Source organism: Pantoea sp. B65, from assembly GCF_047308185.1.
GTDB lineage: Bacteria > Pseudomonadota > Gammaproteobacteria > Enterobacterales > Enterobacteriaceae > Erwinia.
Window position 1 is genome coordinate 259,259 of sequence record NZ_JAHXPU010000017.1, and the last position, 26,238, is coordinate 285,496.

Consider the following 26,238-nt stretch of genomic DNA (forward strand, 5'->3'; position numbering starts at 1 on the left):
TTTATTCCTCGGCTCCAGCATGGGATGTTTCGCTCATGTCCATGCCCTGGTGCTCAGACATGTCCATCTTCCCGTGGCTCATCTTGAATTTGCCAATCACTTGCCCGAACAATTCAGGGTTGGCGGCAGAGAAGAACTCAACTGGGTGATTTTCGCCAGGTACAGCGACTTTTTCGAAATCATCCATCGTGGCCAGGGTGTTTGGCGACTGTTTCGCTTTCGCTACCCACTGCTCAAAGTCAGCGGTGTTGGCGGTGGCGATGGCTTTAAATTTCATGCCAGAGAAGCCTTTACCACTAAAGTTGGAAGACATGCCGTCAAAGGTGCCGGGTTCATTCGCAATCAAGTGCAGTTTAGTCTGCATACCCGCCATAGCGTAAATCTGGCTACCAAGGGTAGGAATGAAGAAGGAGTTCATTACGGAATTAGAGGTGATCTTAAAGTTCACCGGTGTGTTCGCCGGGAATGCGATCTGGTTTACGGTTGCAATACCCTGTTCAGGGTAGATAAACAGCCATTTCCAGTCCAGCGCGATGACATCGATCTCAATGGGCTTCACATCAGAGGCTAACGGTTTGCCAGGTTCTAATGCGTGGGTTGATTTCCACGTCAGAATGCCAAGGAACACGATGATCAGGATTGGAACCGTCCAGACCACAGCTTCCACTTTATTCGAGTGTGACCAGTTAGGGCTGTATTTTGCTTTTGTGTTGGACTCCCGGTATTTCCAGGCGAACACCACAGCCATCAAGACTGCCGGAATAACGACGATCAACATCAAACCGAAGGCGGTCAGTATCAGCGAACGTTGCTCCAATGCAACCTGTCCTTTGGGATTTAACAAGGCACTATCACAGCCACTTAGCAATAAGCTGCCTGCAATTAATGACAAAATCCCCAAACTTTTATTGTATTTCCTGAGTCTCATTTAACGACCTCAATGACAAGGGCTCTATTGTCGTTTAAGTGTGGCGGCATTTTACGGGAAGGTTTCGGTACTGTAAACCAGCTTAAGATTGTGTCAGGCTGGTGTTGACACCTTTTGCTAAGGGTGTCACAAATGTTACTCAAAATGACAAATTATTAACGAGCACAAGGAGTTGTCATTAATATAACAGAATTGGCCTGTTTTTTCTGAGGAAAAATCCGCGCTGATATAAACAGCGAAAATAATCCGCAAACATTTAACAACCTCGCATCATTTAAGAGATATTAATTATACAAAAATAATTACTCACCGGTTTGTAATATCGGCCTCCGGACCGTATTCTTTATTGTAGTAGGTTTTTTTAATTAAGCTGAATGGGGAAAATTTACCCCCTTGATAACAATTCAGCTAACAACCCGACGGCGAAGCATCGGCAGAAACGCCTTACCGTGGTGAGTGGCGCAGTGCCAGGTAATCAAGCAGTGAACCGATAACAATGCCGCAAAGCGCCAGCCCCATCCCGAATTCAAACAGGGGGGTCAGCATGGCGCCATCCTGTAGCCAACCGATGGCGCTCACCGCTAATAGTAGCAGCCAAATCCCCAGTAGTGCACAACCCAGCGTCAGCGCCCGCAACGCCCAGCGGTATCCGCTGCGATAAGCGGTGCGCGGCAGAAAGCTGGCGGTGTCCTGGGTATATTCCAGCGTGCGTTTACAACCGGCCAGCAGCAGCAGGCCCGGCAGCGCGGCGACCACCGAGAACGCATAAAACGTCGGCCAGCCCCAAAGTTCCACCAGCCAGCCGGCTGCCGGACCCACATAGACGCGACCGACGGCCGATAACGCGGAAAGCAGGGCAAACTGGGTTGCCGAGAAAGATTTGTTACATAGCGTCATCAACAGAGCAACGAACGCCGCCGTACCCATGCCGCCGCACAAATTCTCGACAAACACCGCGCTGGCCATGCTGAACAGCTGTTTATCGGTCACCGACAGGACCCAGTAGCCGAGGTTGGAGACCGCCTGCAGCATGCCAAACAGCATTAAGGCGCGGAATAGCGTCAGACGACGCATTAAGATACCGCCGCACAGCGCGCCGACGATAGTGGCCAGCAGGCCGAGAGTTTTATTTACCAGGCCCACTTGACCGGCATCAAAGCCGATGCCGCGAATTAAAAAGGTGGTGGTCAGGCTGGCGGCAAAAGCGTCCCCCAGCTTATACAACACGATTAAGGAAAGGATTAACCAGGCGTTGTTGCGGTTGAAGAAATCACGCAGGGGTTCCATTACCGCCTGTTCCAGACTGCGCGGTTTAGCCATGACGTCTGTGGGTTCGCTGGCGCACAGGGTGGCAATCACCCCCGGCACCATCATTACCGCCATCAGCCAGTAGGTGGCCTGCCAGCCGAGATAGCGATCGGCCAGCCATAGCGCCAGCCCACCCGATACCAGCATCGCCAGGCGGTAGCCTAATACCGTAATCGCCGCACCGCTGCCGCGCTCTTCCGCCGGCAACACATCGGTTTTCCATGCATCAAATACAATGTCCTGCGAGGCGGAGCAAAATGCCACCAGCACCGCCAGCGCCGCCAGCAGCGTCAGGTTGCGCGACGGATCCATCAAGCCCATTGCCACAATGCCAACAATTAACAGCAGTTGTGAAATCAATAACCAGCCGCGGCGCCGCCCGAAGAACGGCGGGGTGTAGCGGTCCATCATCGGTGACCAGAGAAACTTAAACACATACGCCTGACCGACCAGCGAAAAAAAACCGATGGTTTTCAGATCAACGTTTTCTACCGTCATCCACGCCTGCAGCGTACCGGAGGTTAAAGCAAGGGGTAATCCAGAGGCGAAGCCTAATATCAGCAGGAGGGCGGCGTTACGTTGAGCGAAAAAGCGCAGGGTGTTATTGGCCATACAGTCCTTGAGGCGGGGCAATTATCTGCAGAGGCGGCATTGAGGCCGCCTCTGCATTGAGGCAAATCGTCGGAATGGGCGGCATCAACGCCGCCCCTACAGCGATTAACGTGCGTTCTGTTTGATAAAGGCGCTGACGCTGGTATCTTGCGCCATATCGGCAATCACGTCGCCCAACGTGGAGTTAACCGCGTTGGTGATTTTGGTGTTGTTAGCGGCGAAGGCCCCTTCAACACTGTAAGTCTGACGATAGTTCTTCACCTGTTTATTGCCGTTTTTCGCGGTGGCAATAATTGAGATGTCAGCTTTGGTGGTAATGCTGTAACGCACATTACCCTGGGTTACGTCGGCATACAGGTTGTTGACCACGATCTGCAGATCAACTGCGCCATTTGGCCCAATCATATACCCGCGTGCGCCCATCTGTTTCTCCAGCACTTCCTGCAGCAGGAAGCGCAGGTCGCGTGAAGGGGTCAGGGTAATCAATTGGCCATCGCGATTCACTTTCGCCAGAGCCTGGTCACTACGCTGGTCGGCACCGTTAATGCTGACGGTAACGCCCATCAGGCCGGGATCTTGCTGTGGCAGCTGAATTTTTGGAGAAACATCTAACGTGTTGCTGTTGCTTGCACAGCCAGCCAGAATAAAGACGGCCAGCAGCGGAAATAATAATTTTTTTAACATGCTTATTTTCTCGTTCGCCTAAGTTATGTTGCTGACAAAACTTCGGTCATCATATCATTGGCTGGCGCGGAGGGAAGCCCCGATGGCGCGTAAATTCATCACCTTGCGCTTTTTTCAGACTCCCTGCAGCGCCAGGGCGACAGCGAAACGGCAAAACAGCGCCCGCGCGGTGGCAGAAGATTGCGGCCAGAGAAAAGAACAGCTTAAGAAATTTTCATCGCTAATCCGCGGCCTGGGGAAAAAACCGGCTATTATTTAAAGGGATGGGGCGCAGTTCGCTGCCGTAGAGGAGTGTGGTTATGATTCGCGGACAAATAGAAGAAAAGTTACGCATGGCGTTCAGTCCGGTTCATCTGGAAGTGCTTGACGAAAGCTACCGTCACAACGTGCCAGCCGGCTCCGAGAGTCACTTTAAAGTGATCATCGTCAGTGACAGCTTTACCAATCAGCGCTTCCTGATGCGTCACCGCGCGATATATGGCGTATTGGCCGATGAACTGGCGGGTAGTGTGCACGCGCTGGCGCTGCATACTTATACTGTTAAAGAGTGGAAAGGGTTGCAGGATACGGTACTCGCGTCACCAAACTGCCGCGGCGCCGGCACGCTGGCCTGACGCCTGCTGCGACCAACAACCTAAACGGCCTGCGGGCCGTTTTGTCGTTTATCCGCCCGCGGCTGGCGGTTTCATAAGCCGTTATTTGCGAGTGAAGTCGGAATTTGTAAAAAAGCGCTGTCTTTGAGCGAGTTTGCGTTCTCGACTCAGTACGGTGATGCCGCTATAATGCTGCGTCTATTTTTCCGGAATGTCTTCGGGACGCTTCTGGTAACAGGGAATGCGGTTCTGACAACAGAGGCCGTCCCGGTTGTCGGAGAGTGCATCCGCTCGCCATCAGCGGCAGATGCATTGTCTGAAGTTGACCGAGCACGTGATTTTTTTTGAGGTAACAAGATGCAAGTTTCAGTAGAAACCACTCAGGGCCTGGGCCGTCGCGTTACGATTACTGTCGCTGCTGACAGCATCGAGAACGCTGTTAAAAAAGAGCTGGTCGACGTGGCTAAAAAAGTACGTATCGATGGCTTCCGTAAAGGCAAAGTACCAATGAGCGTTGTTGCACAGCGTTATGGTGCTTCTGTTCGCCAGGATGTGCTGGGCGATCTGATGCAGCGCAACTTTGTTGACGCCATCATTAAAGAACAAATCAGTCCGGCTGGCGCGCCTAAATATGTGCCGGGCGACTACAAAATCGGTGAAGATTTCACTTTCGCCGTAGAATTCGAAGTATACCCGCAGGTCGAACTGAAAGGTCTGGACGCGATCGAAGTTGAGAAGCCAGTGGTTGAAGTGACCGATGCTGACGTCGATACCATGCTGGACACCCTGCGTAAGCAGCAGGCGACCTGGAAAGAGACCGACGCTGCAGCCACCGCTGAAGATCGTGCAACTATCGATTTCAACGGCTCGGTAGACGGGGAAGAATTTGAAGGCGGCAAAGCCTCTGACTTCGTTCTGGCCATGGGCCAGGGTCGGATGATCCCAGGCTTCGAAGAGGGTGTGGTTGGCCACAAAGCGGGCGAAACCTTCACCATCGACGTTAACTTCCCGGAAGATTACCACGCTGAAAACCTGAAAGGGAAAGCGGCGAAGTTTGAAATCGTTCTGAAGAAAGTGGAAGAGCGCGAGCTGCCAGAATTCACCGAAGAGTTCATCAAACGTTTTGGCGTTGAAGATGGCTCCGTTGACGGTCTGCGCGCCGAAGTGCGTAAAAACATGGAACGCGAGCTGAAAGGCGCGGTACGTAACCGGGTGAAAACTCAGGCTATCGACGGTCTGATTAACGCCAACGAAATCGACGTCCCGACTTCGCTGATCGACAATGAAATCGATGTGCTGCGCCGTCAGGCTGCACAGCGTTTCGGTGGTAATGAGAAACAAGCGTTTGAATTGCCGCGTGAACTGTTTGAAGAGCAGGCAAAACGTCGCGTAGTGGTTGGTTTACTGCTGGGCGAAGTGATTCGTACCCATGAGCTGAAAGCCGACGAAGATCGCGTGAAAACGCTGATCGAAGAGATGGCTTCTGCGTATGAAGATCCGCAGGAAGTGATCGAGTTCTACAGCAAAAACAATGAGCTGATGAACAATATGCGTAACGTTGCTCTGGAAGAACAGGCTGTTGAAGCGGTTCTGGAAAAAGCAAAAGTGACCGAAAAAACCACTGGTTTCCAGGATCTGATGAATCAGACGGCTTCTGCCTGATCCACGCCTGTAGTGGGTTAACCGGGGCCCGCAACCGCAAGGTTGCGGGCCTTTTGTTTTTTTATTTTCCTTCAAACGCGATCTTTTGGCTGTTATTTGCTTAATTAACCGACGAATTATCAACTATGCTGTTTTTCCTGGTTAGCGATTGATGAAAACGTTGTTATGCTTGAAAGAGTGGGGCAACATCCCCAGATCCTGTTCTGTATAACCCGTAATTTTTACGCTGACTGATTGACCGTCCGGATGGCGTCGGCGGGTGAGTCACGGGAACATAGAGTTCCCTCGCTCACTCAAGTAGAATCGGTACAGAGTGTTGCCAAATGAAATTTATCCAGGAGACGGTAATGTCATACAGTGGCGAACGTGAACAAACTGCACCCCATATGGCTTTAGTGCCAATGGTGGTTGAACAAACTTCGCGCGGAGAGCGTTCTTACGACATCTTTTCGCGCCTGCTGAAAGAGCGCATTATTTTCCTCACCGGTCAGGTCGAGGATCATATGGCTAACCTGATAGTGGCGCAGATGCTGTTTCTGGAAGCGGAGAATCCGGAAAAAGACATTCATCTTTATATTAACTCTCCTGGCGGCGTGATTACCGCCGGCATGTCGATCTACGACACGATGAAATTTATTAAGCCGGATGTCAGCACCATTTGTATGGGTCAGGCCTGTTCAATGGGCGCCTTCCTGCTGACCGCCGGAGCAAAAGGCAAGCGTTACTGCCTGCCAAACTCGCGCGTGATGATCCACCAGCCGTTAGGCGGTTATCAGGGCCAGGCGACCGACATTGAAATCCATGCGCGCGAGATCCTGAAGGTGAAAGGGCGTATGAATGAACTGATGGCCTTCCATACGGGCAAATCTCTTGAAGAAATAGAAAGAGACACTGAACGCGATCGTTTCCTCTCCGCGAGTGAAGCTGTAGAGTATGGTTTAGTTGATTCCGTACTGACGCATCGCGAATAAGGCTTAAAGTCTGCGGCGCCAGGCTATAGTTAGTGAGACGCCGGTCGAGAGTTGCAATAAACGAGGGCAGTGCAAGGCGCTGCCATCGCCGCAAAGTATGCGGACCAGGATAAAGAGAAGAGGTTAACTGATGACAGATAAGCGCAAAGACGGTTCAGGAAAGCTGCTGTACTGCTCTTTTTGCGGCAAAAGCCAGCATGAAGTGCGCAAGCTGATTGCCGGGCCGTCAGTGTATATCTGCGATGAGTGTGTCGATCTGTGTAACGACATCATTCGCGAAGAGATTAAAGAAGTGGCCCCGCATCGTGAACGCAGTGCATTGCCTACGCCGCACGAAATCCGCCATCACCTCGATGATTATGTTATCGGTCAGGAGAAGGCGAAAAAAGTGCTGGCCGTTGCGGTCTACAATCACTATAAGCGCCTGCGCAATGGTGATACCAGTAATGGTATCGAGTTGGGCAAAAGTAATATTCTGCTGATCGGTCCGACCGGTAGCGGTAAAACGCTGCTGGCGGAAACTTTAGCGCGTCTGTTAGATGTGCCATTTACCATGGCCGATGCCACCACCCTGACCGAAGCGGGTTATGTGGGTGAGGACGTTGAAAACATTATTCAGAAACTGTTGCAGAAATGCGACTACGACGTGCAAAAAGCCCAGCGCGGCATCGTTTACATCGATGAGATTGATAAAATCTCCCGTAAGTCGGACAACCCGTCGATTACGCGTGATGTCTCCGGTGAAGGTGTGCAGCAGGCATTACTGAAGCTGATCGAAGGTACGGTTGCCGCCGTGCCGCCGCAGGGCGGTCGTAAGCATCCGCAGCAAGAGTTTCTGCAGGTGGATACCTCGAAGATTCTGTTTATCTGCGGCGGTGCGTTTGCCGGCCTGGATAAAGTGATCTCACAGCGTGTGGAGACCGGCTCCGGTATCGGTTTTGGCGCCACGGTGAAAGGCAAGTCGCAGAAAGCAACGGAAGGCGAACTGTTAGCGCAGGTGGAACCGGAAGATTTGATCAAGTTCGGTCTGATTCCTGAATTTATCGGTCGTCTGCCAGTGGTGGCGACGCTGAATGAATTGAGTGAAGAGGCGCTGATCCAGATCCTGCGCGAGCCGAAGAATGCCCTGACCAAGCAGTACCAGGCATTGTTTAATCTCGAAGGTGTCGAGCTGGAGTTCCGCGAGGAAGCGTTAACCGCGATTGCCAAAAAGGCGATGTCGCGTAAAACCGGCGCCCGTGGGCTACGTTCAATCGTCGAAGGGGCGTTGCTGAATACCATGTACGATCTGCCTTCAATGGATGACGTCGAGAAAGTTGTGATTGATGAATCAGTGATCGATGAACAAACCGATCCGATGTTGATTTATGGTAAGCACGAAGCGCAACAGGCTTCTGGCGAATAAATAACCAAGTCAATCCAGTTAGTTATCATAAAAGGGGAAAATTCTTTCCCCTTTTGTTTTTCTCTCGCGCTTTACATTGAATGTCTGACATTCATCCCCATATACTCAGATACCTGTGGGTCGACTGCACTTCACTGCACTATGCGGTTCCCATCACCCTGGCGGACATTAAACAAAGAGAGAGCTCTATGAATCCTGAGCGTTCTGAACGCATTGAAATCCCTGTGTTGCCGTTGCGCGACGTAGTGGTTTATCCGCACATGGTAATTCCGTTGTTTGTTGGTCGGGAAAAATCGATTCGGTGCTTAGAAGCCGCCATGGATCACGATAAAAAGATCATGCTGGTTGCACAGAAAGAGGCTTCAACGGATGAACCTGGCATCAACGATCTCTTTTCGGTAGGGACCGTTGCATCTATTTTGCAAATGTTGAAGCTGCCCGATGGCACGGTAAAAGTGCTGGTGGAAGGTTTACAGCGTGCGCATATCACTACGCTGGCTGATAACGGTGACCACTTTACTGCTCAGGCGGAATACCTGGTTTCACCCGAAATTGAAGAGCGCGAGCAGGAAGTGCTGGTGCGTACGGCGATCAATCAGTTTGAGGGTTACATCAAGCTGAATAAAAAGATCCCACCGGAAGTGTTGACGTCACTGAATAGCATTGACGACGCCGCACGTCTGGCCGATACCGTTGCGGCGCATATGCCATTGAAACTGGCTGATAAACAGTCTGTGCTGGAGATGTCCGACGTTAATGAACGTCTGGAATATCTGATGGCGATGATGGAGTCTGAAATTGACCTGTTGCAGGTGGAAAAACGCATCCGCAACCGGGTTAAAAAACAGATGGAAAAGAGCCAGCGCGAGTACTATCTGAATGAGCAAATGAAGGCGATTCAGAAAGAACTGGGTGAAATGGACGACGCGCCTGACGAAAATGAAGCGTTGAAGCGCAAAATTGACGCGGCGAAAATGCCGAAAGAGGCGCGTGAAAAAACCGAAGCTGAGCTGCAGAAGCTGAAAATGATGTCGCCGATGTCAGCAGAAGCGACCGTGGTGCGTGGCTATATCGACTGGATGGTGCAGGTACCATGGAATGCGCGCAGCAAGGTGAAAAAAGACCTGCTGAAAGCGCAGGAGACGCTGGATACCGATCACTTCGGTCTGGAGCGTGTCAAAGAGCGCATTCTGGAATATTTAGCGGTGCAGAGCCGTGTCAGCAAAATCAAAGGCCCGATTCTGTGCCTGGTAGGGCCTCCGGGTGTTGGTAAAACCTCACTCGGTCAGTCAATTGCCAAAGCCACCGGACGCAAATATGTGCGTATGGCGCTGGGCGGCGTGCGTGACGAAGCGGAAATCCGTGGTCACCGTCGTACCTATATCGGTTCTATGCCGGGCAAACTGATCCAGAAAATGGCGAAAGTTGGCGTGAAAAACCCACTGTTCCTGCTGGATGAGATCGACAAAATGTCGTCGGACATGCGTGGCGATCCGGCTTCCGCGTTACTGGAAGTATTGGATCCGGAACAGAATATCGCGTTTAACGATCACTATCTGGAAGTGGATTACGATCTTTCCGATGTGATGTTTGTGGCGACCTCAAACTCCATGAACATTCCGGCGCCGCTGCTGGACCGTATGGAAGTGATTCGTCTTTCCGGCTATACCGAAGATGAAAAACTGAATATTGCCAAACAGCATCTGCTGCAGAAGCAAATTGAGCGTAACGCACTGAAACAACATGAAATTTCGGTAGATGACAGCGCCATTATCGGCATTATTCGTTACTATACCCGTGAAGCGGGGGTACGTAGCCTGGAACGTGAACTGTCGAAGCTGTGCCGTAAGGCAGTGAAAGCGTTGCTGATGGATAAGAACCTCAAACATATCGCGATCAATGGCGATAATCTGAAGGATTTCCTCGGCGTGCAGCGTTTCGACTATGGCCGTGCGGAAAACGAAAACCGCGTAGGTCAGGTGACCGGCCTGGCGTGGACGGAAGTGGGCGGCGAGCTGCTGACCATTGAAACCGCCTGCGTACCGGGTAAAGGCAAACTGACCTACACCGGTTCACTCGGCGAAGTGATGCAGGAGTCAATCCAGGCGGCATTGACCGTGGTACGCGCGCGCGCGGAGAAGTTGGGTATTAACGGCGACTTCTACGAAAAACGTGATATCCACGTCCATGTACCGGAAGGCGCGACGCCGAAAGATGGCCCAAGCGCCGGTATTGCGATGTGCACCGCGCTGGTTTCTTGCCTGACCGGTAACCCGGTGCGTGCTGATGTGGCGATGACCGGCGAGATCACCTTGCGCGGCCAGGTTCTGCCAATCGGTGGTTTGAAAGAGAAATTGCTGGCGGCACACCGTGGCGGTATCAAGACGGTGTTAATTCCTGACGAAAATAAACGTGACCTGGAAGAGATTCCTGACAACGTAATTGCCGATCTGGAAATCCATCCTGTGAAGCGCATCGAGGAAGTTCTGGCGCTGGCATTGCAAAATGCCCCTTATGGCATGCAGGTTGTGACCGCTAAATAGCGTTTTTTGGCAAAAACAGTCAAAAAGTGTGGCTGGCAGGTCAAATGGGACTTGCCAGCTTTTTTTTGTGTCGCTAATTTAGATGGCTGGTCGAGGTAACAACGTTCACTATTAAACGTTGTTTCGACCCATCAGGCTTGATATAACTTGCTGCGCGTGCGTACAGGGCCTGGATGCTCGGGTACGATGTGAATAATAAAGAGGGGATGAATAGAGTGAATAAGTCACAGTTGATCGACAAAATTGCTGCAAATGCTGACATTTCTAAAGCAGCGGCTGGACGTGTATTAGATGCTTTTATGGTTTCCGTTTCCGATTCTCTGAAAGCAGGCGATGAAGTCGCGCTGGTTGGTTTTGGTACTTTCTCGGTACGTGAACGTTCAGAGCGTACTGGCCGTAACCCACAGACCGGTAAAGAAATTACTATTCCAGCGGGTAAAGTACCTGGTTTTCGCGCCGGTAAAGCGCTGAAAGACGCTGTCAACTAAGAGTGGTTAAGCCTCCATTGAAGCAATTTCTTCGGTGGATTGAGGACTGACAAAGCGTTCTCATGTAACATACCAGGCACATCAGGCAAATGATGTGCCTTTTTTTATCGTGATACGTGACAAACGCGGTATGCGCGTGTCAAAAGCAGGCCGATAGCTGCAGGCCTGAAAGGCAGCGACGTAGATCGCCCGCGAGGATGCGGACGCAAGCGTAAGGTTTACATTCACACTACATACAGCGGAGTGTTGGCATACCATGATGGACAATTTACGCGCGGCGTCGAACCATGTCGCGCTCAAAATTATTTTGGCTTTGATTATCGTGTCATTCGTGCTGACCGGCGTCGGCAACTTTTTAGTGGGTGGCAACGGTGATTATGCCGCCAAGGTTAACGGACATGAAATCAGCCGGACACAACTGGAGCGTGCGTTCTCCAATGAGCGCAGCCGCCAGCAGCAGATGCTGGGCGATCAGTTTTCACAGCTGGCCAGTAACGAAGGATATATGCAGCAGATACGCCAGCAGGCGCTGTCACAGCTGATTGACGAGATGTTACTCGACCAGTATGCCAAAGATCTGAAACTGGCTATCAGCGATGAGCAAATCAAACAGGCAATTTTCACCCAGCCCGCGTTCCAGACCGACGGTAAATTCGACAATGCGAAATACCTGAACCTGATTAGCAATATGGGTTTCTCCGCCGATCAGTACGCTGAGGCGCTGCGTAAGCAGCTGACCACCCAGCAGCTGATCAAGGCATTGACTGACACCGACTTTATGCTGAGCAATGAGTCGGACTCGCTGGCGGCATTGGTATCGCAGCAACGTGTGGTGCGTACTGCCACTATCGACGTCGGTCAGCTGGCGGCGAAGCAGCAGGTCAGCGACGAAGAGAGCAAAAACTACTACGAGCAGCATAAAAACAGCTTTATGGCGCCGGAACAGTTCCGCGTGAGCTATATCAAGCTGGATGCGGCCAGCATGCAGGAGTCCGCCAGCGACAGCGAGATCCAGAGCTGGTATGACGAACATAAAGCGGATTACGGCCAGCCGCAGCGCAATCGCTACAGCATCATTCAGACCAAAACCGAAGCGGAAGCCCAGACGCTGGTCGATGAACTGAAAAAAGGCGCTGACTTTGCCACGCTGGCAAAAGAGAAATCTGCCGATCCTATCTCTGCGCGTAAGGGCGGTGATATGGGCTGGCTGGAGCCGTCGACCACACCTGACGAGCTGACAGACGCCAATCTGACCAGCAAAGGCCAGCTTTCCGGGGTGATCAAATCCTCCGTCGGTTTCCTGGTTGTGCGCCTCGACGATATTCAGCCAGAGCAGATTAAACCGCTGGCTGAAGTGCGTGATGCGATTGCTGATAAAGTGAAGCAGGAAAAAGGTATCGACGCCTATTACAAACTGCAGCAGAAAGTGAGTGATGCGGCGAGTAATGATAACGAGTCGCTGGCCAGTGCCGAACAGGCCGCGGGCGTTAAAGCGGTGGAAACCGGCTGGTTTAGCCGTGATAACCTGCCAGCCGAACTGAATTTCAAACCGGTAGAGCAGGCGATTTTCAACGGCGGCTTAGTCGGTGAAAACGGCGCGCCGGGCAGCAATTCCGATATCATTACCGTTGATGGCGACCGGGCCTTTATTGTGCGTATCAGTGAACATAAAGCGGAAGCGGTCAAACCTTTTGCTGAGGTTCAGGCGCAGATTGTCGACAGCATTAAGCACAATAAAGCGGAAAAACAGGCGAAAGCCAACGCGGATAGCATTATTGCCGAGCTGAAGGCTGGCAAGGATGAGGCGTTTAAAGCCGCCGGTCTGAGCTTTGGTGCGGCGAAAACCCTGACGCGTAATGGTCAGGATGCGGTGACTCAGGCGGCGTTTAGCCTGCCGCAACCGGCGAAAGATAAAGCCTCTTACGGCGTCAGTGAGGATATGCAGGGCAATGTGCTGCTGTTATCACTGGATCAGGTTCATGCCGGCACCATACCTGAACAGCAACGGCAGGCGATGATTCAGGGGGTTACCCAGAATAATGCGCAAATTGCGTTTGAAGCACTGATGAGCAACCTGCGTAAAGAAGCCAAAATCAAGTATGGTAGCGCGGCGCAGCAGTAACCTGCCTCGTAGCGCAAATGCAACACGCTGCAACTCTAAAGGCCGCTTTCGCGGCCTTTTCCATTTCTGAAGTTTGCCATTTGTTTCCCTCACCGCAATGCGCGTAAGTTAGCCGTGCTGTCACAACATGGAGGAACAACAGCATGATTAAACACTGGCTTAATGCCATCGCTCTTACGCTAATGCTCGGGCTCAGCACCCTGTCAGCCGCCTTTGCCGCCGGGCCTCACAGCAGCGTGCAGACCAAACCGGAAACGCTGGCTGAGAACAGCAGTGTGGCGCTGAGTGAGCAGACGGTGGTGAGTATTAACAGCGCCAGCGCGGAGCAGCTGGCGGCGGCAATGAACGGCGTGGGGATAAAGAAAGCCGAATCGATAGTCAGTTATCGCGAACAGTATGGTCCGTTTAGCGCGGTGGATCAGCTGAAGGAAGTTCCGGGCATCGGTAGTGCGCTGGTGGAGCGCAATGCCGGGCGGCTGAAATTGTGATCGCTCTCGCAAGCATGCATTTTCCCCGCGAAAGCACCCGGGCAGGCTGCTAACCTGTAGAGGTCATACCAGTTGGTATGGCCTTTTCTTTTGGCGGCACGAGATAACCGGGGCAACGAGGCTATGCAGACAACGATTAAGGTTCGCGGCTACCATCTGGATGTTTATCAACATGTGAATAATGCACGCTACCTCGAGTTTCTCGAAGAGGCGCGCTGGGAGTGGCTGGAAAGAAAAGAGGCATTCCACTGGATGACGCAGCAGCAGATGGCGTTTGTGGTGGTGAATATCAATATTAACTACCGCCGTCCGGCCGTGCTGGGAGAGGTGCTGACTATCGACAGCCAGCTGCTGCAACTGAGTGGTAAAAGTGGGACACTGAGCCAGAATGTGTCGCTGGCGGACGGCACGCAGGTGGCGGATGCCACGCTCACATTTGTCTGTATTGACCTGCGTACCAGCAAAGCTCTGCCGTTGGAGGGGGAGCTGAAAGCGCGGCTGGAATCGATGCTCACCGAATAAATAGCTAAGCCGTGCCGGCGGGCACGGCCCGGCAGCGGATTATGCCAGCGCGGTTTTTGCCAGCATACTGGCCATCACTGCTTCGGCGTGCTGCTGGTAGTCGCTTAAACCTTTCGCCCGCAGATGGCAGGCGGCGCAGGCGCCACAGCCATCGCCCTGAATACCGTTATAGCAGGTCAGGGTCTGCTGGCGCACCAGCGGCAACTGCTGCCAGTAATCGGCCAGCGCCCAGGTTTCCGCTTTATTCAGCCACATCAGGGGCGTTTCAAAACGTACCTTGCGCGCCATGCCCAGTTCGACGGCATGGTTCAGTGCTTGCACAAACTCATCGCGACAGTCGGGGTAGCCGGAAAAATCGGTTTCGCAGACGCCGGTGATCACCGCCTCTGCTTCTACCTGATAAGCATAAATTGACGCCAGCGTCAGAAACAGAATATTGCGTCCCGGTACAAAGGTGCTGGGTAACCCGCTGGCGCTGGCGTCATAAACCGGCACCGGAATGTTATCGCGCGTCAGGCTGCTGACTGCCAGCTCATTCAGCAGGGTGACATCCAGCACTTTGTGCGCACGCGCCCCCAGCTGCTGTGACAGCGCCTGTGCAACGGCGATCTCTTCGCGATGGCGCTGGCCGTAATCGAAAGTGACGCAATGCACCTCGTCATATTGCTGAAGTGCCTGTATCAGGCAGGTTGTTGAATCCTGTCCACCGCTAAAAACCACTACTGCACGTTTCATATTTGCCTTTGTTAATGTTTTGTCTGTTATTTGCCCCACGCTTGCCTTATGTGGCGGCGGGAGTTATACCAGCCGACGCTTCAGGCAGCCGCGGCCATAGGGTACTGCCTGGCGCCGCCTCACTCAATCACCACCGGTGGCGGCACCCAGGCGCGGGTAAAATCAAACCAGCCCCAGGCATTCAGATGAATACCTTTCACTCCCGGTGGCGCGCTTACCTGATAGCGATAGTTAAACAGCGGCGTGATTACCGCATCGTTCATCAGCTGGCGGAAAGTCTGTTGCAGTCCGGTAAAGCGCACTGACTGCTGCTCTTCAGCCTGAATCTGCCGCAGACCGGCCATCAGTTGCTGATAACGCGCCTCAGGCAGAATCGCTGGCCATAGCGGGTCGAGGCGCAGCCAGCTCTCAAGGGTAAATTCCGGTGCATCACCAATCAGCCGGTCGCCCATTAGTATATCGGCGTCGGCCAGATCGGCATAGCCTGCCCAGCTTTTGGCAGGGTGAAAATGCAGTTGCAGCTGGCAATGATGGCTGGCCAGCAGCTCCTGTAATTTATGCGCCATCGCATCCAGCTCCACTGGCAGATGATAGTGCAGGCTGAGTTGCGCTGGCAGCGCGATATCATCTTCTGCGGGCCAGTCAGGCAGCGGCCAGCCTGGCAGCATTTCGCGGCTCGGGGTGATCAGGCCCTCTTCGATCGGTAATTGCCCGATGATTTCTGCCTGATGTATCAGGCGCATCAGTTTTGCCGCCTGAGCCGGATTTAGCGCGCGTCCCTGATTAATCGCCAGATAACAAAAGCCGAGGCTGATACTGTTACTTACCGGGCGCAGCAGCGCCAGATCCTCGCGCGCGCCAATCGCAATCTGTACCGGGTGACGACAGCTGGTTCCCGTCTGGCTGTCAAACAGTTGTGGCGTGATCCAGTACTCAATAGCCTGCATTAGCGGTAGCCGCAAATGGTACCAGCCATGGCTCTCAATTCGCACCAGCGCCGGGGTGAAGTGGCTGAGCCGGTAAGGCCCGGCTCCCAGTTTTTCATCTAGCGGATGAGGCAGCAGACACAGTACACTGGCCAGACGGTGGGGTAGCCAGTGATCCGCGCTATGCAGTTCAAAGCGCAGACAGAGCGCATGCGCCAGTGAGACGCATTTCACGCTGGCCAGCAGTTTACTTCCGGCGTCGCTGTCGAGGATCAGTTGCAGTCGCTGCTGCAGCTGGGCGGCGCTAATCAGCTCGCCATTGTGCCAGTGGAGTTGCGGACGCAAAAAGAAAAACCATTCGCGCTGATTGTCGCTGCATACCCAGTGATGCGCCAGGTCAGCCACCACCTGGTCTTTATCAAAGCGGGTCAGACCGGCATAAATATGGCGGCAAAGATGCTGCTCCGCACGCCCGCTCAGCGTCAGGGGGTGGAGCTCATCCAGCGTGCGATAGTAAGGAATGCGCAACGTCGGCGCGTCATTCAGCCACTGGCCGCCCATAAACGGCTGCAATAGCTGTCCCAGTTGTTCCGGTGCCAGCTGTACCAGTTGCAGGGCATGCTGAGTCTGCCCGCGATCCAACTGCTGCTGCAGCAAGCCGGTGCGCAGATGCTCCGGCGTTTGTAAAAAACGCAGGGTGCCACGTTTACCGCGCCCGGACCGGGCCTGCCAGTCAAGCCACTGCGCCTGTTGCCACTGGCGCAGCAGAGTACGGACGTGGCGCTCGCTGCAAAAGCAGCGCCCGGCCATTTCAGCGACGCTGGTCTGTTGCGGCGCACCGCTGCTGTGCTGCCACAGGCGGGCGAACTGATTCAGGTGATTGAGCTGGCGCATGGCGAAACCCGGCAGTGTTTTCACAAAGTATTCACTATTAGTTCCGTAATTGCCAGGCGATACTGGCGTCTGATAAATAAGCCACCGCCGGGAGATAAGATGTCGCGTTTAGCTGCTTTTGATATGGATGGCACCCTATTACTGCCCAATCACCAGTTAGGGGCTGAAACGGTCGCGGCACTACGCGCGTTACAGGAAAAACAAGTTATCCTCGCATTCGCCACCGGCAGACATTTGCTGGAAATGAAAATTCTGGTGGCCGACCTGGCGCTGGATGCCTGGCTGATCACCGGCAATGGCACGCGTATCAATACGGTAAATGGCGAGCAACTGTATGGTTGCGATCTGGCGCCGGCCATTGCCCGGCAGGTGACCGATACGCAGTGGGATACCACGGCCACTATGCATGTGTTTAATGACGACGGCTGGTTTACCGCCAGCGAGTTGCCGGAGATTTTGCTGGCGCATCTGGTCAGCGGTTTCAGTTATCACCTGACCGATGTACGGCGTATTCCGGCGGATCAGATCACTAAAATCTGCTTTATTGCCGACCATAGCGAGTTGCGCCGGCTGGAAATCCAGCTGCGCGCAGCCCTCGGCGAGCAGGCGCACCTCTGCTTCTCAGCCTGGGAGTGTCTGGAGGTGCTGCCGCTGAATTGCAATAAAGGCACTGCGCTGAATTTTCTCAGCAGCCATCTGGGGCTGACGATGGCTGATTGCATGGCTTTTGGCGATGCGATGAACGATCGTGAAATGCTGGCCGGGGTAGGGCGTGGTTTTATTATGGGTAACGCAATGCATCAGCTGAAACATGAACTGCCGCATCTGCCGGTTATCGGACATTGCGCGACACAGGGCGTGTCGCATTATCTTAACCACTGGCTGACGACACCACACCTTAATTATTCCCCCGAATTCTGAGGTCTTTTCAGCTGACCGGACAGGAATGTCCGGTTTTTTTATGCCCGCTCGCCAGCGGCGGAACCTATTCCGCCGCTGTCAGTGAACCGGCAGCGATTAATGGCTGCCGATGCTCTGCTGCCAACTGCTGATATCACCGATATGTTCGCGCACCCACTCAGGATGATAATAGCTGTCGAGATAGCGTTCGCCGCTGTCGCACAACAGGGTAACAATCGCCCCCTGCCGTCCCTGCTGACGCATCTCTTTAGCGACCTGCAGCGCACCCCAGATATTGGTGCCGGTTGAGGCGCCGACTTTACGTCCCAGCATTTTTTCCAGCCACAGCATACTGGCGATGCTGGCGCCATCCGGCACTTTCAGCATCGCGTCAATCACATCCGGAATAAATGACGGTTCGACACGCGGGCGACCAATACCTTCGATCCGGCTGCCGACCGCACTGGTTAACTGTGGATCCCGTTGCTGCCAGTAGTCGTAAAACACCGAGTTTTCCGGATCCACCACCAGCAGCCGGGTATCATGTCCCTGATAGCGCAGATAGCGGCCAATGGTGGCCGAGGTACCGCCAGTACCGGCGCTCATCACAATGGTGTCCGGGATCGGGAAGGGTTCGCTGGCCATCTGGCGGAAAATGCTGTCGGCAATATTGTTATTGCCGCGCCAGTCGGTCGCACGTTCGGCATAGGTAAACTGATCCATAAAGTGGCCATCAAGATCGCGCGCCAGTCGCTCGGATTCGGCATACAGCTGGCAGGGGTCACTGACAAAGTGGCATTGACCGCCATAAAAAGTAATCTGTTCAACCTTACGTCTGGCGGTACTGGCGGGCATTACCGCAATAAACGGCAAACCGACCAGGCGGGCAAAATAGGCCTCTGACACGGCGGTACTGCCCGACGAGGCTTCAATGATCGGCCGGTCCTGTTTGATCCAGCCGTTACTGAGGCCATATAAAAACAGCGAGCGCGCCAGTCGGTGTTTCAGGCTGCCGGTAGGATGGGTGCTTTCATCTTTCAGGTAGAGCCAGATACCGGGATAGTCAGGTAACGCCAGACGGATCAGATGTGTATCGGCTGAACGCTGAAAGTCGGCATTAATTTCGTTAATTGCGTGTTTTACCCACTGGCTGGTCATGATCGGCTCCTGAGAATAGTCGATTAAGACTAAGGCATTCACGGGAAAAAAAGTTTGCCTTCTTTCCTGTATAATGGCGAAATTAGAGAAATATTTTCTCCGGAGTCAGCACATGCTAGATAAAACTGATCGAAAACTGCTGGAGATGCTGCAACAGGATTGCACTCTTTCCCTGCAGGTGCTGGCCGATGCGGTTAATCTCACCACTACGCCGTGCTGGAAACGACTGAAAAAACTGGAAGATGACGGCATAATCCGTGGCAAAGTTGCGCTGCTGGATGGCGAGAAAATTGGTTTGTCACTGACCGCTTTTATGCTAATCAAGACTCAGCAGCACAGTAGCGCCTGGTATCAACAGTTTGTTGCGGTGGTGCAAAGCCTGCCAGAGGTGATGGGGTTTTATCGCATGGCCGGTGAATACGACTACCTGTTGCGTATTCAGGTGGCGGATATGAAATGCTATGACGCGTTTTACAAACGTTTAGTGAACGGCGTTCCGGGATTAATCGATGTCACTTCGAGTTTTGCCATGGAAGAGATAAAATACACCACGGCTTTGCCGGTGAATCCTTAATTTAATGAGAAATTTTAACCTCATTCGAGCTTATTCAGGACATATTGCGTGCGATTGTTTAGCCAATTAAGTTGGTATTTTGCCCGGGAATGGCGTCGTTATCTGGGCGCGGTTTCTTTATTGATAGTGATAGCGATTTTGCAACTGTTGCCGCCGAAGGTAGTCGGTGAAATCGTTGATGGCGTCACGCAACGGCAGATGAGTGCCGGGCAGATCCTGATGTGGATAGGCATCATGCTGGCGACCGCGGTGGTGGTCTATTTGCTACGCTATGTCTGGCGCGTGCTGCTGTTCGGCGCTTCCTATCAACTGGCGGTGGAACTGCGCGAGGATTTTTACCGGCAGCTTAGCCGTCAGCACCCCGAATTTTACCTGCGTCATCGCACCGGCGATCTGATCGCCCGTGCCACCAATGATGTCGATCGGGTGGTGTTCGCCGCCGGTGAAGGGGTTCTGACGCTGGTGGACTCCCTGGTGATGGGGCTGGCGGTATTGATCGTGATGAGCACCCAGATTAGCTGGCAGCTAACCCTGCTGGCGTTATTGCCGATGCCGGTAATGGCGCTGGTGATTAAACGCTACGGCGATCAACTGCATAACCGCTTCAAACTGGCGCAGGCGGCGTTCTCCTCGCTGAACGATCAAACCCAGGAGAGCCTGACCAGTATTCGCATGATCAAAGCCTTTGGCCTGGAAGATCATCAGTCCGCCCAATTCTCCGCCATTGCCCGTGATACCGGGGAGAAGAATATGCGCGTGGCGCGTGTTGACGCGCGCTTCGATCCCACCATCTATATTGCCATTGGCATGTCGAATCTGCTGGCGATTGGCGGCGGCAGCTGGCTGGTATGGCATGGCCAGATGACGCTCGGTCAGCTGACCAGTTTTGTCATGTACCTTGGCCTGATGATTTGGCCGATGCTGGCGCTGGCATGGATGTTTAATATCGTTGAGCGCGGTAGCGCGGCATGGAGCCGTATTCAGACGCTGCTGACCGAAGTGCCGACGGTGGCCGATGGCGAAAAAACGCTGCCGGAAGGGCGCGGCCTGCTGCAGGTGGCTATTCGGGAGTTCAGTTATCCCGGCAGCCGGCAGCCGTCGCTGCGTAATATCAATCTCAACCTTAAACCGGGGCAAATGTTAGGGCTGTGTGGCCCGACCGGCTCCGGTAAAAGCAGCTTGCTAAGTCTGATTCAGCGCCATTTTGACTGCGCGCAGGGGGATATCCGTTACCACGGTATCCCGCTGACGCAGTTACGCATCGACAACTGGCGCAGCCGCCTGGCGGTAGTGAATCAAACGCCTTTCCTGTTTTCCGATACCGTGGCGAATAATATTGCGCTCGGTCGTCCCAATGCCAGCCAGAGTGACATTGAGCAGGTGGCGCGTCTGGCCAGCGTTCATGAGGATATTCTGCGTCTGCCGCAGGGCTATGACACCGAGGTAGGCGAGCGTGGCGTGATGCTTTCCGGCGGCCAGAAGCAGCGTATTTCCATTGCCCGCGCGCTGTTGCTGAACGCCGAGATCCTGCTGCTGGACGATGCGCTATCGGCAGTGGATGGCCGCACCGAACATCAGATTCTGCATAATTTACGCAGCTGGGGTGAAGGACGCACGGTGATTATCAGCGCCCATCGCTTGTCGGCACTGACCGAAGCAAATGAAATCCTGGTGATGCAGCACGGTGTCGTGGCGCAACGCGGTAGTCATGAGCAATTAGCCGGACAATCGGGTTGGTATAGCGATATGTATCGCTATCAGCAGCTGGAAGCGGCGCTGGAAGAAGATGAGAACGAAAAGGGAGTTCCCCATGACTAGTCTGTCGCAGCTGTGGCCCACGGTTAAACGCCTGCTCGCCTATGGTAAGCCGTGGCGCAAATCGCTGGGCATCGCGGTGCTGCTGCTGTGGATTGCCGCGGCGGCAGAAGTGCTGGGGCCGATTCTGGTCAGCTACTTTATTGATAATATGGTGGCTAAACATCAGATGCCGCTGGCGCTAGTGAGCGGGCTGGTGGCCGGCTATATTCTGTTGCAGATACTGGCGGCGACGCTGCACTACTCTCAGTCGCTGCTGTTTAACCAGGCGGCGGTGGGCGTGGTCCAGCGTTTGCGCAGTGACGTGATGGATGCGGCATTACGTCAGCCGCTGAGCGCCTTTGATACTCAGCCGGTGGGGCAGATTATCTCGCGCGTCACTAACGATACCGAAGTGGTGCGCGATCTTTACGTGACCGTGGTGGCGACGGTACTGCGCAGCGCGGCGCTGATTGGCGCGATGCTGGTGGCGATGTTTAGTCTGAACTGGCGCATGGCGCTGGTGGCGATCACCATCTTCCCGGCGGTGATCACCGTAATGCTGATCTATCAGCGCTACAGCACGCCGATTGTGCGCCGCGTACGCAGCTATCTGGCGGATATCAATAACGGTTTTAACGAAGTGATTAACGGCATGAGCGTGATCCAGCAGTTTCGCCAACAGGCGCGCTTTGGCGAACGCATGGGCGAAGCCAGCCGCTCGCACTATCTGGCCCGCATGCAGACGCTGCGGCTGGATGGTTTTCTGCTGCGGCCGTTGCTGAGTCTGTTCTCGGCGATGATTCTGTGCGGCCTGATGTTGTTGTTTGGCTTTTCTCAGGTCGGGAGTATTGAAGTCGGGGTGCTGTATGCCTTTATTAACTATCTCGGACGGCTTAACGAGCCGCTGATCGAACTCACGACCCAGCAGTCGATGCTGCAGCAGGCGGTGGTGGCTGGCGAGCGCATTTTTGAACTGATGGATGCGCCGCGTCAGCAATATGGCGATGACCAGCGGCCGTTAACCAGCGGCAGCATTGCGGTGAATAATCTTAGCTTTGCCTATCGTGGCGACCGTAATGTGCTGAGTGATATCAATCTGCAGGTGCCCTCACGCCATTTTGTCGCGCTGGTCGGCCATACCGGCAGTGGTAAAAGTACTCTCGCCAATTTACTGATGGGTTACTACCCGTTAGCGCACGGGGAGATCTATCTGGATGGTCGTCCGCTAAGCAGCCTCAGTCATCAGAGCCTGCGTCAGGGCGTGGCGATGGTGCAGCAGGACCCGGTGGTGCTGGCCGACAGCTTCTTCGCCAATGTCACGCTTGGGCGGGATATCAGCGAGCAGCAGGTCTGGCAGGCGCTGGAGACGGTACAGCTGGCCGAACTGGCTGCCGGACTGGCGGATGGCATTCATACGCGTCTCGGTGAGCAGGGCAATAATTTGTCGGTAGGACAGAAGCAGTTGCTGGCGATGGCGCGGGTGCTGGTGGCGTCGCCACAAATCCTGATCCTCGATGAGGCAACTGCCAATATCGATTCCGGTACTGAACAGGCTATCCAGCGCGCGCTGCGCGCGATTCGTCAGCAAACCACCCTGGTGGTAATTGCACACCGTCTGTCGACGATTACCGAAGCGGATAAAATCATGGTGCTGCATCGTGGTCAGGCCGTCGAACAGGGCACCCATCGCGAATTACTGGCTAAGCAGGGGCGTTACTGGCAGATGTATCAGTTGCAGCTGGTTGGCGATGAACTTACGTCGGGCATCGCAGCGGAAGCCTAAAGCCGGTTTGCACCTTTTTTGCTCAATTTTTTCAGAAACGTCTATATTGATGCACTCTGTTAACGCGTAACGCACCTTTATGGTGCGTTTTTTCTGTCGGCGAAACCGCGCCCCGCAAGGGACCACTCGCCGCATCACAGCTGCGCATCAGTCGCCGTCTGGCTAATCCCCTGAAATTTTCGCGTTTTTAATTTGTGGCACAGGCTTTGCTTTAATCAACTCGTGTCGGGTGTGGCAAACAAATTATCTACTCGGAGGGGATCCTATGAAGCTGGTTACCGTGGTAATCAAACCGTTCAAACTGGAAGATGTGCGTGAAGCATTGTCTTCAATCGGCATTCAGGGCCTGACCGTCACCGAGGTGAAGGGTTTCGGTCGCCAGAAAGGTCATGCAGAACTTTATCGCGGTGCAGAGTACAGCGTGAATTTCCTGCCAAAAGTAAAAATTGATATTGCTATTGCAGACGATCAGCTCGATGAAGTCATTGATGTGATAAGCAAAGCTGCCTATACAGGCAAAATTGGCGACGGTAAGATCTTCGTTGCAGAACTGCAGCGTGTTATCCGTATACGTACCGGCGAAACTGACGAAGCCGCGCTGTAATTTCGGGCTCTGAATTGTGAAGGGATGGAATAAAATGAATAAAGTACTGACTAAGTTGGGTCTGGCAGGCCTGGCATTGTTACCATCGCTCGCGATGGCTGCACCTGCCGTTGCAGATAAAGCTGATAACGCATTTATGATGATTTGCACCGCATTGGTGCTTTTTATGTCCATACCCGGGATTGCGCTGTTTTACGGCGGCCTGCTTCGCGGTAAAAACGTGCTTTCCATGCTGACTCAGGTTGCGGTGACCTTCTCTCTGGTTTGCGTACTCTGGATGTTGTATGGCTACTCCCTTGCTTTCAGTGAAGGTAACGCCTTCTTCGGCGGCTTCAACTGGGCGATGCTGAAAAATATCGAACTGACGGCCTTAACCGGCACCTTCTATCAGTATATCCACGTGGCGTTCCAGGCTTCATTTGCCTGTATCACCGTGGGCCTGATTGTGGGTTCTATCGCCGAACGTATCCGCTTCTCCGCGGTACTGATTTTCGTTGCGGTGTGGCTGACGCTGGCGTATCTGCCTATCGCACATATGGTGTGGGCCGGCGGCTACCTGGCTGCTGACGGCGCGATGGACTTCGCTGGCGGTACGGTGGTACATATTAACGCCGCTGTGGCGGGTCTGGTGGGTGCTTACCTGTTGGGCAAACGTGCTGGTTTCGGCAAAGAAGCCTTTAAACCACACAACCTGCCAATGGTATTTACCGGTACTGCAATCCTGTATGTCGGCTGGTTCGGTTTTAACGCCGGTTCGGCAAGTGCGGCGAACGAAATCGCGGCGCTGGCATTCCTTAACACCGTAATGGCTACCGCGGGTGCGGTGCTGGCCTGGACCTTTGGTGAGTGGATGTTCCGTGGCAAACCGTCACTGCTGGGCGCAAGCTCTGGTGTGATTGCCGGTCTGGTTGCGATTACCCCGGCATGTGGTTACGTCGGCGTCGGTGGTGCTCTGATTATCGGTATCGCCGGTGGTATCGCTGGTCTGTGGGGTGTCACCATCCTGAAGAAATGGCTGCGTGTTGATGACCCGTGTGATGTGTTCGGTGTGCACGGCGTCTGCGGCATCGTCGGTTGTATTCTGACCGGTGTGTTTGCTTCCTCTTCACTGGGCGGCGTGGGCTACGCACAAGGCGTAACCATGGGTCACCAGGTTGCGGTACAGTTGTTCAGTGTGGGCGTGACTATCGTCTGGACTGGTGTGGTTGCCTTTATCGGCTTCAAACTGGCTGACATGATTGTAGGTCTGCGTGTTCCGGAAGATCAGGAACGTGAAGGTCTGGATGTTAACAGCCACGGCGAAAACGCTTACAACCAGTAATCTGTGAAATAGCTCGAAGAGAGCAGTGTGCTAAAAAAATTATAAATGCAAAAGGGCGATATCAACGATATCGCCCTTTTTGTTGCTCTGGCCACGCTATTTCACACCAGCGCCCCGGATATCTGGCGTGATTAACTGCGCAGGCGTATTACCCCTTCCTGCACGGTCGAAGCCACCAGCGTACCCTCCTCGGTGTAGAATTCGCCGCGTACAAAACCGCGCGCCCCGGATGCGGACGTACTTTCCACGCTGTACAGCAGCCACTGGTTCAGATCGAAAGGACGGTGGAACCACATGGAGTGATCAATGGTCGCTACCTGCATTCCCGGCTCCAGAAAACCTTTGCCATGAGGCTGCAGCGCCACCGGTAAAAAGTTGAAATCAGACGCATAGCCGAGCAAATATTGATGGATGCCGCGATCTTCCGGCATCTGACCATTGGCGCGGAACCAGACCTGGCGCGCTGGTTCATCAACATGCCCCTTGAGTGGGTTATGGAATTTTACCGGCCGCATTTCCAGCGGCTTTTCCGCCAGAAACTTCTCACGGGCGTTCTGCGGAATAAATTCCACCAGCTGGTGAGCAATATCGGTTTCCGACGGCAGGGTTTCCGGGCCGGGTACTGACGGCATGCTTTTCTGATGCTCATACCCGCTTTCGGCAGCCTGGAAAGAGGCGGTCATATAGAAAATCGGCTGACCATTTTGAATGGCGCTGACACGGCGCGCACTGAAGCTATTGCCGTCACGCAGGGTTTCAACATCGTAGATAATCGCTTTCTGACTGTCGCCAGGGCGCAGGAAGTAACTGTGAAACGAGTGAATCATACGCCCGGCGGGAACGGTCTGTTTCGCCGCATACAGCGCCTGGCCGACAACCTGGCCGCCAAACACCTGACGTAGCCCTAAGTCTTCACTCTGGCCGCGAAACAGGCCCTGTTCTAATTTTTCTAAATTAAGCAGATTTAGCAGGTTTTGCAGTGCCTGACTCATAGCGACATCCTCGAAAATGGTTCAGCGATCAGTTTGCAGATCCGACCAGTTATCGTCAACTGTGATAGAGCGGAATCCTCTTCTTTTTTCACTGGGGGATGATGAAAAGTTGTTAACAGGAAAAAATCAGTAACTTGTGCCAGGCTTAGGTTTGTGACGCTGTTTTGCAGCGCGGTTCCGGCCGGTAACTGGCGGAACACATTGGTAACCCCTGAATCATTCGGGTAG

At 53.7% G+C, this 26,238-nt stretch carries 22 protein-coding genes; 15 read left to right on the top strand and 7 right to left on the bottom strand.

Annotated features, from left to right (window positions below):
* Nucleotide 1: 1 nt before the first annotated feature.
* The 3 genes from cyoA to JWF83_RS08160 all read right to left on the bottom strand — a co-directional run bounded on the left by cyoA (nucleotide 2) and on the right by JWF83_RS08160 (nucleotide 3,532).
* A complete protein-coding gene (cyoA, locus tag JWF83_RS08150; protein WP_413649680.1) occupies nucleotides 2-928 on the bottom strand; it encodes a cytochrome o ubiquinol oxidase subunit II in 927 nt (308 codons plus the stop codon).
* Between the two features lie 444 nt (nucleotides 929-1,372).
* Entirely contained in the window at nucleotides 1,373-2,848 is a 1,476-nt protein-coding gene (gene ampG, locus JWF83_RS08155) for a muropeptide MFS transporter AmpG (protein ID WP_413649681.1), read from the bottom strand.
* Between the two features lie 105 nt (nucleotides 2,849-2,953).
* Nucleotides 2,954-3,532 (bottom strand): lipoprotein, encoded by a 579-nt coding sequence (locus tag JWF83_RS08160; protein ID WP_413649682.1) that lies wholly within the window; start codon nucleotides 3,530-3,532, stop codon nucleotides 2,954-2,956.
* Between the two features lie 299 nt (nucleotides 3,533-3,831).
* Here JWF83_RS08160 and bolA point away from each other — a divergent pair, with 299 nt between their 5' ends.
* The 9 genes from bolA to JWF83_RS08205 all read left to right on the top strand — a co-directional run bounded on the left by bolA (nucleotide 3,832) and on the right by JWF83_RS08205 (nucleotide 14,326).
* A complete protein-coding gene (bolA, locus tag JWF83_RS08165) occupies nucleotides 3,832-4,146 on the top strand; it encodes a transcriptional regulator BolA (protein WP_413649683.1) in 315 nt (104 codons plus the stop codon).
* Between the two features lie 336 nt (nucleotides 4,147-4,482).
* Complete coding sequence (tig, locus tag JWF83_RS08170) at nucleotides 4,483-5,787, top strand: trigger factor (protein ID WP_413649684.1); 1,305 nt, start codon at nucleotides 4,483-4,485, stop codon at nucleotides 5,785-5,787.
* 347 nt (nucleotides 5,788-6,134) lie between these two features.
* Complete coding sequence (gene clpP, locus JWF83_RS08175) at nucleotides 6,135-6,758, top strand: ATP-dependent Clp endopeptidase proteolytic subunit ClpP (RefSeq protein WP_413649685.1); 624 nt, start codon at nucleotides 6,135-6,137, stop codon at nucleotides 6,756-6,758.
* 130 nt (nucleotides 6,759-6,888) lie between these two features.
* Nucleotides 6,889-8,163, top strand: a complete 1,275-nt coding sequence (gene clpX / locus JWF83_RS08180) for an ATP-dependent protease ATP-binding subunit ClpX (RefSeq protein WP_413649686.1) — start codon at nucleotides 6,889-6,891, stop codon at nucleotides 8,161-8,163.
* A gap of 188 nt (nucleotides 8,164-8,351) precedes the next feature.
* Complete coding sequence (gene lon, locus JWF83_RS08185; protein WP_413649687.1) at nucleotides 8,352-10,706, top strand: endopeptidase La; 2,355 nt, start codon at nucleotides 8,352-8,354, stop codon at nucleotides 10,704-10,706.
* A 215-nt stretch (nucleotides 10,707-10,921) separates the two neighbouring features.
* Nucleotides 10,922-11,194: a nucleoid-associated protein HU-beta gene (gene hupB / locus JWF83_RS08190; RefSeq protein ID WP_026111673.1), complete on the top strand. Its 273-nt coding sequence runs from the start codon at nucleotides 10,922-10,924 to the stop codon at nucleotides 11,192-11,194.
* A gap of 256 nt (nucleotides 11,195-11,450) precedes the next feature.
* Nucleotides 11,451-13,316: a peptidylprolyl isomerase gene (ppiD, locus tag JWF83_RS08195; protein WP_413649688.1), complete on the top strand. Its 1,866-nt coding sequence runs from the start codon at nucleotides 11,451-11,453 to the stop codon at nucleotides 13,314-13,316.
* Between the two features lie 143 nt (nucleotides 13,317-13,459).
* Entirely contained in the window at nucleotides 13,460-13,804 is a 345-nt protein-coding gene (locus tag JWF83_RS08200; RefSeq protein WP_413649689.1) for a ComEA family DNA-binding protein, read from the top strand.
* Nucleotides 13,805-13,927: 123 nt separating this feature from the next.
* Nucleotides 13,928-14,326 carry a YbgC/FadM family acyl-CoA thioesterase gene (locus tag JWF83_RS08205; RefSeq protein ID WP_413649690.1) on the top strand — a complete coding sequence of 133 codons (399 nt, stop codon included), beginning with the start codon at nucleotides 13,928-13,930 and terminating at the stop codon, nucleotides 14,324-14,326.
* A gap of 39 nt (nucleotides 14,327-14,365) precedes the next feature.
* Here JWF83_RS08205 and queC read toward each other — a convergent pair whose 3' ends face one another.
* Together queC and JWF83_RS08215 are read right to left on the bottom strand one after the other, a co-directional pair.
* Entirely contained in the window at nucleotides 14,366-15,061 is a 696-nt protein-coding gene (gene queC, locus JWF83_RS08210; RefSeq protein WP_413649691.1) for a 7-cyano-7-deazaguanine synthase QueC, read from the bottom strand.
* Nucleotides 15,062-15,180: 119 nt separating this feature from the next.
* Nucleotides 15,181-16,881 (bottom strand): SgrR family transcriptional regulator, encoded by a 1,701-nt coding sequence (locus JWF83_RS08215; protein WP_413649758.1) that lies wholly within the window; start codon nucleotides 16,879-16,881, stop codon nucleotides 15,181-15,183.
* Between the two features lie 99 nt (nucleotides 16,882-16,980).
* Here JWF83_RS08215 and cof point away from each other — a divergent pair, with 99 nt between their 5' ends.
* Nucleotides 16,981-17,802: an HMP-PP phosphatase gene (gene cof / locus JWF83_RS08220; protein ID WP_413649692.1), complete on the top strand. Its 822-nt coding sequence runs from the start codon at nucleotides 16,981-16,983 to the stop codon at nucleotides 17,800-17,802.
* A gap of 96 nt (nucleotides 17,803-17,898) precedes the next feature.
* Here cof and JWF83_RS08225 read toward each other — a convergent pair whose 3' ends face one another.
* Nucleotides 17,899-18,939, bottom strand: coding sequence for a PLP-dependent cysteine synthase family protein (locus tag JWF83_RS08225; RefSeq protein WP_413649693.1), 1,041 nt, complete (start codon nucleotides 18,937-18,939; stop codon nucleotides 17,899-17,901).
* 112 nt (nucleotides 18,940-19,051) lie between these two features.
* On the opposite strand from JWF83_RS08225, the gene JWF83_RS08230 reads away from it, so the two are divergent.
* From JWF83_RS08230 to amtB, 5 genes are all read left to right on the top strand, one after another.
* The gene (locus tag JWF83_RS08230) at nucleotides 19,052-19,513 is read left to right on the top strand and encodes an Lrp/AsnC family transcriptional regulator (RefSeq protein ID WP_413649694.1); all 462 of its coding nucleotides are present in this window, start codon (nucleotides 19,052-19,054) and stop codon (nucleotides 19,511-19,513) included.
* 48 nt (nucleotides 19,514-19,561) lie between these two features.
* Nucleotides 19,562-21,331 carry a SmdA family multidrug ABC transporter permease/ATP-binding protein gene (locus JWF83_RS08235; RefSeq protein WP_413649695.1) on the top strand — a complete coding sequence of 590 codons (1,770 nt, stop codon included), beginning with the start codon at nucleotides 19,562-19,564 and terminating at the stop codon, nucleotides 21,329-21,331.
* On the top strand, nucleotides 21,324-23,093 hold the full coding sequence (locus JWF83_RS08240; RefSeq protein ID WP_413649696.1) for a SmdB family multidrug efflux ABC transporter permease/ATP-binding protein: 1,770 nt from the start codon (nucleotides 21,324-21,326) through the stop codon (nucleotides 23,091-23,093). Before JWF83_RS08235 ends, JWF83_RS08240 begins: the two co-directional genes overlap by 8 nt.
* Nucleotides 23,094-23,358: 265 nt before the next feature.
* A complete protein-coding gene (glnK, locus tag JWF83_RS08245; RefSeq protein WP_009114005.1) occupies nucleotides 23,359-23,697 on the top strand; it encodes a P-II family nitrogen regulator in 339 nt (112 codons plus the stop codon).
* Between the two features lie 34 nt (nucleotides 23,698-23,731).
* Entirely contained in the window at nucleotides 23,732-25,018 is a 1,287-nt protein-coding gene (gene amtB, locus JWF83_RS08250; RefSeq protein ID WP_413649698.1) for an ammonium transporter AmtB, read from the top strand.
* Nucleotides 25,019-25,149: 131 nt separating this feature from the next.
* On the opposite strand, the gene tesB is transcribed toward amtB, so the two are convergent.
* A complete protein-coding gene (tesB, locus tag JWF83_RS08255) occupies nucleotides 25,150-26,010 on the bottom strand; it encodes an acyl-CoA thioesterase II (protein ID WP_413649699.1) in 861 nt (286 codons plus the stop codon).
* Nucleotides 26,011-26,238: the final 228 nt, after the last annotated feature.